Source organism: Flavobacterium sp. UGB4466, assembly GCF_903469665.1.
GTDB lineage: Bacteria > Bacteroidota > Bacteroidia > Flavobacteriales > Flavobacteriaceae > Flavobacterium > Flavobacterium lipolyticum.
Genome location: NZ_CAGKLC010000013.1, coordinates 69054 through 76705, shown reverse-complemented (window position 1 = coordinate 76705; position 7652 = coordinate 69054). Strand labels below are relative to the sequence as shown.

The 7652-nt window shown below is 37.1% G+C and carries 8 protein-coding genes; all 8 read right to left on the bottom strand.

The window, feature by feature from the left end; all coding sequences use genetic code 11:
* A partial coding sequence (locus JO950_RS05885; protein WP_237732292.1) for a DUF6443 domain-containing protein occupies window positions 1-587 on the bottom strand: 587 nt, incomplete at its 3' end.
* A gap of 372 nt (window positions 588-959) precedes the next feature.
* Window positions 960-1610: a VOC family protein gene (locus tag JO950_RS05880; RefSeq protein ID WP_202701794.1), complete on the bottom strand. Its 651-nt coding sequence runs from the start codon at window positions 1608-1610 to the stop codon at window positions 960-962.
* Between the two features lie 166 nt (window positions 1611-1776).
* The gene (locus tag JO950_RS05875) at window positions 1777-2202 is read right to left on the bottom strand and encodes an arsenate reductase ArsC (protein ID WP_202701793.1); all 426 of its coding nucleotides are present in this window, start codon (window positions 2200-2202) and stop codon (window positions 1777-1779) included.
* Window positions 2203-2335: 133 nt separating this feature from the next.
* A complete protein-coding gene (locus JO950_RS05870) occupies window positions 2336-2800 on the bottom strand; it encodes a DUF6428 family protein (RefSeq protein ID WP_202701792.1) in 465 nt (154 codons plus the stop codon).
* A 58-nt stretch (window positions 2801-2858) separates the two neighbouring features.
* A complete protein-coding gene (locus JO950_RS05865; protein WP_202701800.1) occupies window positions 2859-3185 on the bottom strand; it encodes a helix-turn-helix transcriptional regulator in 327 nt (108 codons plus the stop codon).
* 225 nt (window positions 3186-3410) lie between these two features.
* Complete coding sequence (locus tag JO950_RS05860) at window positions 3411-4553, bottom strand: cytochrome-c peroxidase (protein WP_237732291.1); 1143 nt, start codon at window positions 4551-4553, stop codon at window positions 3411-3413.
* A gap of 172 nt (window positions 4554-4725) precedes the next feature.
* The gene (locus JO950_RS05855) at window positions 4726-6207 is read right to left on the bottom strand and encodes a hypothetical protein (RefSeq protein WP_202701791.1); all 1482 of its coding nucleotides are present in this window, start codon (window positions 6205-6207) and stop codon (window positions 4726-4728) included.
* A complete protein-coding gene (locus JO950_RS05850) occupies window positions 6194-7651 on the bottom strand; it encodes a RagB/SusD family nutrient uptake outer membrane protein (protein WP_202701790.1) in 1458 nt (485 codons plus the stop codon). The genes JO950_RS05855 and JO950_RS05850 overlap by 14 nt, the downstream gene beginning before the upstream one ends.
* Between the last annotated feature and the right edge of the window lies 1 nt (window position 7652).

Genomic DNA, 7652 nt, shown 5'->3' with positions numbered 1-7652 from the left:
TCGTACAACCCTAAATCTGCGTCCCAAGTGGTATTGGCTTTATACAGTTTTACGGTATCAGCAGCGGTATTAGCCTGGTAATCGATTTTAATTTCATGGCCTTTGCCCATTTCCCACGAAGCTCCCGGGGCAGCTTGTTTTACAACGCGATTCAACGGTGATGGTTCAAATGCCTTCTGAGAGAAAGGATTTGCAGTATTGTCGTATTTTGCAGCGCTATAAATGCCTTTTGCGGCAGCTATGGCCGTATTAGTGTCAATTCTGGGATAACTGCTGCTTCCATTGGCAGCCGGATAGGGCAGGTATTCTATGGCTTGTCGGCCAAAGCCGTCATATTCCATAGGGGTTATAATATCTTGTCCTGCTGCTCCCTGACCAATGGCAATGGTTTGTATCGGACGCCCCAGCCCATCAAAATAGGTCACGTTTTGACTCATCTCGTCTTTGGTGAGCGAATTTAAGTTTGCTGCCCGCACCGGTTTCTTAGGGGTAAGTGTGTATATGAAGTTGTCGTCGCTGAAAGTCTGGGCTTTTGTACCCATACTGGCAAATAACAGCAAGAATAAAATTAATCTGTTCTTTTTCATAAGTCATTCTGGTTTAGTCTTTTGGTTTTTGTATTCTGACACCAAATCTAATATTCTGTTTTGTAAGTTTTTTACGTCTTTCCACATTCCATTAAATTTTGATAAAAATTATACAGATAAAATAATTGACAACTCACTAATTAAATAACTGGTATTCTCATGTAATAAAGGAGCTAAACGCGTAATATTTGGCAATACAATAAAACTACAGCCAATAAATTTAATTTCTCAGGCCGTATTTTTTTTAAACATTGAAAAGCAAGAAAACCTTCCCAAAATTTGTTTTGAGAAGGTTTTTCTTATTGTAGTCAGTACTATACTGAAAGAAACTTTTTGATTTAGAAGTTATAAATCGGAATTTAAATTAATTCTTTAAAACTTCAATTCAATCTGAGTTCCCTTATTTTCTATGTAAATTTCGGTTGTATTGCTTGTAGAAGGTATTTGAGTAGGATACCAGTTTCGATTGGGGCGTACCATAATCAGCAAGCCTTCATCATCTCCAACGGCAGCGAAGAGCTCGCTATTGTCGTTTTTGCTAAAGAACTCTAAACCGTGCTGGGTTATGAGTTGGTTAGCGAGGACCAAAGGATTCTCATTGACAATTCCGATTTCACTGATGTTGAGTATGGATAGAGAACTAAAGGGTTCCGTTTGAGCATTGTTGAGGTCATATCGGACGATGAATTCCAGTATATTACCATTGTTGTCATAAAAGTATACAGCATTGGCATTCCAGTTCTCAAAATTGGCGATAACAGTAGCATCTTCAATAACAATTAAATCCACTTTGTTTGTGACCCACTGAATAGCCTCTTGCAGCTTGTTTTGAGGAATATTAAAAGCAAAATGATAGATAGAGTTGAATTGAAGATTTTCGATAAACTGTAAAACCGATTCACCTACCTGAATCGTAACCGAATTGGATTTTTTTTCCAGAATTGAAAGATGAAGTACGTCTTGGTAGAATGTTGCTGTTTCCTGAATATTGTTGGTTTGAATCTGAAGGTGTTTTAATTTCATGATGCGGTAGATTTACAAAGAGGCAGAAGCTTCTTTTCGTTTCAAACAAATTTAAAAAAGGATCGCTGCATTCTTATCGTCGCATCATTTTATACTTCAATAGAGGAATAACAAATTTTGATGAAAAGTAGGGTAGTGGTATTTTTTTAAACACATAGATTTGTATTTAATAATCTGTGTTGATTGTTTTTGCGAATGCACTGCAATATGCTTTGATCATTTGTCTCACGGTACAGAATTCCTGTATAATCTCTTCTTCAGATCCTGCTGCCTTAGCCGGGTCCGGAAAATTGTGATGTAACTTTAATGCGTTTGAAGGAAAGAAAGGGCATTGCTCTTTAGCATGATCACAGACCGTAAGTACAACATCGAAAACAATGTTTTGATACTCGTCAATGTGATTAGAAGTGTGTCCGGAAATATCGATTCCATCTTCTTTCATAGTCGCAATGGCTCTTGGATTTACCCCGTGCGTTTCAATACCGGCGCTGTAAACGTGGGCTTTGTTGCCCAGGAAGTGGCGTAAATAACCTTCGGCGATCTGGCTTCGGCAGCTATTTCCTGTACAGAGCACCAGAATATTTTTTGTCATAGTTTTAAACGAGTAACCAAATGATATTGATGATGCAAAATTTGGGCTCAAAGCCATAAATCAGTTGCAGTACAATAACAGCTGTAGTGATTATAATTGGTTTTCTATATTTAAGAAAGAAAATGCTCATAGTTTAGCAGCAGCCCGAGTTTGGAGAACAGGAGTTTGTTTTGTCCTTATTTAATTCGATAAAGCCGGATGGTGACGGAATTCCACAGGCATCTTGTGCCAGACAGGCTGTAACTTTACTTTTCAATACAAAATGATTGCCATTAAACTCTAAATCATACCTTCCGATAGTTTCATTTTGATATTCAACTTCGATATCCAGGTCTTCAATATTTAGTTTTTCTTCTGAGAGTTTAATGATGTGTAAAAGTTTGCCGGGTTTTAGTCGATGTTCATAATCGTCTGCATTCCAAAGCTGAAAGTTGATACTTTTTTCGTGACGGATTACGCCTCCGCAATCCATAAAATCTTTAGTGATCATTCCCACTTCGGTAACGTGAAAGTGTTCAGGAACAAAAGTTCCGTTTTCCAATTGAAATGCTACGTTTTCGAGAGTAGGGAGTATTTTTTTAATGTCTGATAGTTTCATTTTTATTTTTTCTATAGTTATAATGCAATATTGCGATATAGTGATTTAAAAAAAGCCTTTAACAGCACTTTTGATTTTTTGTAACGGTAATAATACCAGAAAAATAGGTCTTTAGAACATCAAAAGTTTCTTCGTTGATGCAGTAACAGATGGCGTTTCCTTCAATGTTTCCCTTGATAAGTCCTGCATTTTTTAGCTCTTTCAGGTGTTGTGAAACGGTAGGCTGTGCCAGAGGTAACTCATTTACGATATCTCCGCAAATACATTCGTTTACTTTTAACAGATATTCAATTATAGCAATTCTGGCCGGATGTCCCAGTGCTTTGGCTATAGTGGCGATCTGATTTTGTTTGTCGGTAAAATGTTCCGTTTTAGAGGCTCCCATATGAGTAAAATATAATATTGCAATATTACGATATAAATTTATATGTACCATTTTTTTTAAGATAAATATTTAAATTTATAGGTATTCAAAATACGAGTTATCACGGAGAAAGTTGCTTATTAGTACAATTTAATCATTGTATTAGATTAAAAAAAGCCCATTTTCATAAAGAAAACAGGCTTTACAGGTTTGAAAATCTTGGGGGCAATTTAGCAAACCATTTTTTTATTTGGGTAATGTTGGAATTATAGGTCTTCTTGTTGGAGTGCTTAGGGTTTCGATAAAAGCCAGGAGATCTGTAATTTCTTCTTTATTGAGATTTAATTTTTTTAGTAACGGGTCCGATTTGGGAATCAATGAATCGCGGGCTGTTCCTAAATATTTTTTCTGAACAGGCGAGGGGTTTCCTAAATTGTATAATTCTACAACATCCAATAAAGAAGGAAAATGTCCATGATGCATCCAGGGTTTAGTATTGACCACTTCACGAAGCGTTGGCGTTCTGAATTTACCGATGTCTTTTACATCTTTGGTCACATTATAACGTCCAAAATCTTCATTTTTAGTTCCAAATAAAGTCTGTCCGTCATTATGAAACTGATTGTCGCTAAAATAAGATGTATTATGACAATTGATACATTGCGCTTTGGTTCGGAACAAATGCAGTCCTTTTACCTGAGAATCGGTATAGGCATCTGATTTTCCACTTACAAACTGATCAAATTTGCTTTTAGGGCTGTTGATCGATCGTTCGAACGTTGCAATGGCATACTGAATACGTTGAAGTGATACCTTTTTATCGCCAAATGCGGCGGTGAAAAGTTCATTATAGCCTTTAATTTTAGCAATTTTATCAACGGCTATGGTCAGTTTTTCGTTCATTTCGAGAGGGTCAGCAATCGGGAACTGCGCCTGATCTTCCAAACTGGAAGCGCGTCCGTCCCAGAATAAAGTTTTGGCATACGCCGAGTTTAAAATCGTCATGGAGTTGCGTTTTCCTGTTTGGCGATCGTGACCAAAGGAACGTGTCAAATTGTCTGTCCAGCCTAATTCAGGATTATGGCAGGAAGCGCACGCAATTTGTCCACTCGTTGACAATCTGGGATCAAAAAACAATATCTTACCCAGACTTTCTTTTTCTTTGGAGTACGGATTGTACTCAGGATACGGAACTGCAGAAAGAACTCCAATATCCTGAAAGGTGGTTTTGTCGATACTTTTATCCAATTCCGCTGCAGGCCAGGAAGAAGGATTTCCGCTGGAATATAGTTTTCGTAATTCCTGAATGTCTATATAATCAGGATCTTCAGCTGTTTTATAAGCCGTCAGACTCAGTAGGAACAGGAGCGGGAAGAGTAGTTTTTTCAATTCTTTTGTTTTTTGTTTTGTTTTATTTTGTTTCAGTTTCAGGTTCCAAGTTTCAGGTTCCAAGTTTCAGGTTTCAGGTTCAAAGTTGCTGTAGAACCTGAAATTTGAAACTCTTTTTGGATACTAAAAGCTTTGACAAAGCTCAAGGGCATTAACCATTCATAATTCACAATTACAAAGTAACTTCTTTAGGGCAGGGGATGCTTAAAGCCGCTGGTTTTGGATATACTCTGTTGTTATACATTCGGTATTGCGTCGAAACGGTTCCTCCAAACAGTTTGTCGTTTGTAAGCTTTAGTTCAAATGAAATTTCATACAATCCGTTGCTGATTTCTTTGTAAGTTCCTTCACCGGAAATGGCAATAACATGTATATTGGGTTTGTTTGAACCCGTAACGGCAGACCCGATAACAATTTCTTGCGGAATTACCAGAACTGTTCCGTTGGTTTTACTGTTTCCGTTTGCCGGAAAAAATTCCAAAGCAGAAGTAATATTAAATCCGGGAGAAACTGCGGCAGTGTTATTTTCGTTCGAAAACCATCTTTTTAATCCAAAAGAGTTTACCGTATTGGTTCCGCTGGCCACATTAAATCCGATTTTGAAGGCATCATGATACACGTCATCATTTGGATTTGCAGTTCCTTTGTCGCTGTAAAGAATCGCATTTTCATTATCTTTTGTTACGACAACGGGAAAAGTTAGTGCATTAAAAGCCTGCCAGCTGCAAGTACCGTTGTTGTTGAACCAATGTTCGCCATAGGTAAGATAAAAAGCATTTGTTGGATCTGAAAATTTTGATGCCGGATTGGTCTGAAGGTCTCGGGGCGATTTTGTTGGTTTTACAATCGTCAGGTTAAGGGCTCCCGTAGCATTGTAGTTAGGGGTGTTTACCAGGGTAATTTTCGATTCATATCGAACATCATCATTCTGTAGGTCTTCTAATAGTGTCAAATGATAATTGATTGAGCTTCTGTTATCGCCATAATCATCATGAGTCAATTGGTATTCGAAACCATTTTGAAACTTAAAAAAGGATACTTTTTCAATTTCTTCAGGGAAAAAACCATTTGGAAAATTTACTTTAAAATCGACAGTCTCTCCAATGACACCTTTAATGATGTATTGATTTACCGGAAAAGTATAATTGGTCGTAATGGGAGCCAAATCAATCTTAAAAGTATCATTGGGGTAAGTCGAATTTAGATTTCCGATATGAATTTCAGGATCTGATACGGTTTCTAGTTTTAAGGTAATGCTTTGGTTTGCGGCCCATCTTTTAACAAAAGAAACTCTAATCGTATCGGTCAGTTTAGCACCTTGAAAAGTTAATTGATTCACTGGGTTTACGGTAAAGTTTTCGTTGTTACCGGTGGAAGATACAGCACTAAAATTTGCAGTTACGGTATTATTTAAATGGCGCGTCGTTAAAGCAACTGGTATTTTCAGTGTTTTTATCGAAGTATTGGTATAGGTAGACTGAGGAATCAAACTTCCGTTAGCAATTGGATATTCGACAGGGGTATTATCACTTTTTACCAGAAAGTTGAATCTGATAAACGGATCAATTTCAGCGCCTAATTTATAGTCGTCTTTTGAGCAGGAAGCAAATAATACTGCTATACACAATACGCTTAATATCTTAATACGATTCATTTTGTTTTAAATTAGGGTTAGCATTAGTGTTGAATGTCGGAATCGGTAATACAAACTTTGAAGAAGGGTAGGTCATACCACAGCTGGTTGAAATACAGCCGTCATTTCTGGAAATATTTTTGTGATTGCGTATAAGGTCGAAAAATAAATGTCCTTCAAAACAAAGCTCTTTTCTTCTTTCTAACAGGATATTCTCTTTCAGATTGACTGTGCTGGTTAATAAAGTAGTATTTGCACGAGCTCTTATCGTATTGATATCAGCCATAGCAATATCCGATTTGCTGGTTTCTAAAGCTGCTTCTGCACGAATGAGGTACATTTCACTAAGTCTGAAAGCTACATAACCGGCATTATTTTGGAATTTTTTAGTGAAGTTGTAATTCACCGGACTAAGTACGCCGTTTACTAAAGTTGAAAGAGGTTGTGTTAAGAATAATTGTTTTCTTAAATCGCTGTTTTCATAAAGGTTAGCAATATCATTTGAAGCCACATATTTACCGAAATTAGTTGCTGAAGTATATCCGAAATAACTTGCCATAGAGGCTCCGACAGTACCTTCAGAATCTTTTGGAATCGAAAACTCTAATAAAATTTCAGATACAGGAAGATCGGTTTTTGCCCATTCCGTAAGGTAGTTTTCTTTTGGAACTAATTTTACTCCCGAATTTGTAATGACATCATTTGCGGTTTCGTAGGCATTTGTCCAATCATTTTTCTGCAGATAAACTCGGGCCAATAAGGCTTTTGCACTGTAACGACTAAAATAAGAGTATTCAGGACCTTTAAGAACCAAATTCGAATAATTGGGGATTGCCTCCTTTAGATCAGCTATGATTAAATCGTATGTCGTTGCAGCAGTTTCTCTGGCAGGGTATTGTATTCCCCTTTTGATTGATTTGGTGTTGTAAACGATTCCCAAATGCGAAGCGTCAGCAGTAAATTTGTAATCCTGACTGTAAACAATTGCTACCAGAAAATGGGCATAAGCTCTTATGGTCATAGCCTCGGCCATAATTTGTTTTTTTTCTTCTTCGGTAGCATCTTTTAGAGCAGGAGTATATTCTAAAATCAAGTTGGCCTGATTGATTATATCGTAACTTCCGTCATAAAAGCTTTGGAAATTACTGGTCTGTGCCAAATCATCAAAAGAATATAGCTGTGCAAGATTTCCGGCCGGTACGATTTGTCCTTTATTAGTACCGGAAGCTGTTGGTGTAAATTTTATATTTCCTCCCTGCAAATCAGCATAAATAGCAAAACGTTCGCCTCTAACATTGGCTTCAAGTTCAGTATAAAGTCCTGTTAATGCTGTTAGTACTCCTTGTTTGTTTTGCAAAAGCTCATCAATAGAAGTTTTTGTTCCGGGCTCTTGTTCCAAAAAGTCACTGCAACTTTGTAAGGAGAAGATCAGAAAGAATAATGTGATGTATTTTGAATAGTTCATA

Bases quoted from the DNA above. Each gene is read 5' to 3' on its own strand.
- JO950_RS05875 (WP_202701793.1), bottom strand. From the start codon at position 2,202: ATGACAAAAAATATTCTGGTGCTCTGTACAGGAAATAGCTGCCGAAGC.
- JO950_RS05855 (WP_202701791.1), bottom strand. From the start codon at position 6,207: ATGAATCGTATTAAGATATTAAGCGTATTGTGTATAGCAGTATTATTT.
- JO950_RS05880 (WP_202701794.1), bottom strand. From the start codon at position 1,610: ATGAAATTAAAACACCTTCAGATTCAAACCAACAATATTCAGGAAACA.
- JO950_RS05865 (WP_202701800.1), bottom strand. From the start codon at position 3,185: ATGGGAGCCTCTAAAACGGAACATTTTACCGACAAACAAAATCAGATC.
- JO950_RS05870 (WP_202701792.1), bottom strand. From the start codon at position 2,800: ATGAAACTATCAGACATTAAAAAAATACTCCCTACTCTCGAAAACGTA.
- JO950_RS05850 (WP_202701790.1), bottom strand. From the start codon at position 7,651: ATGAACTATTCAAAATACATCACATTATTCTTTCTGATCTTCTCCTTA.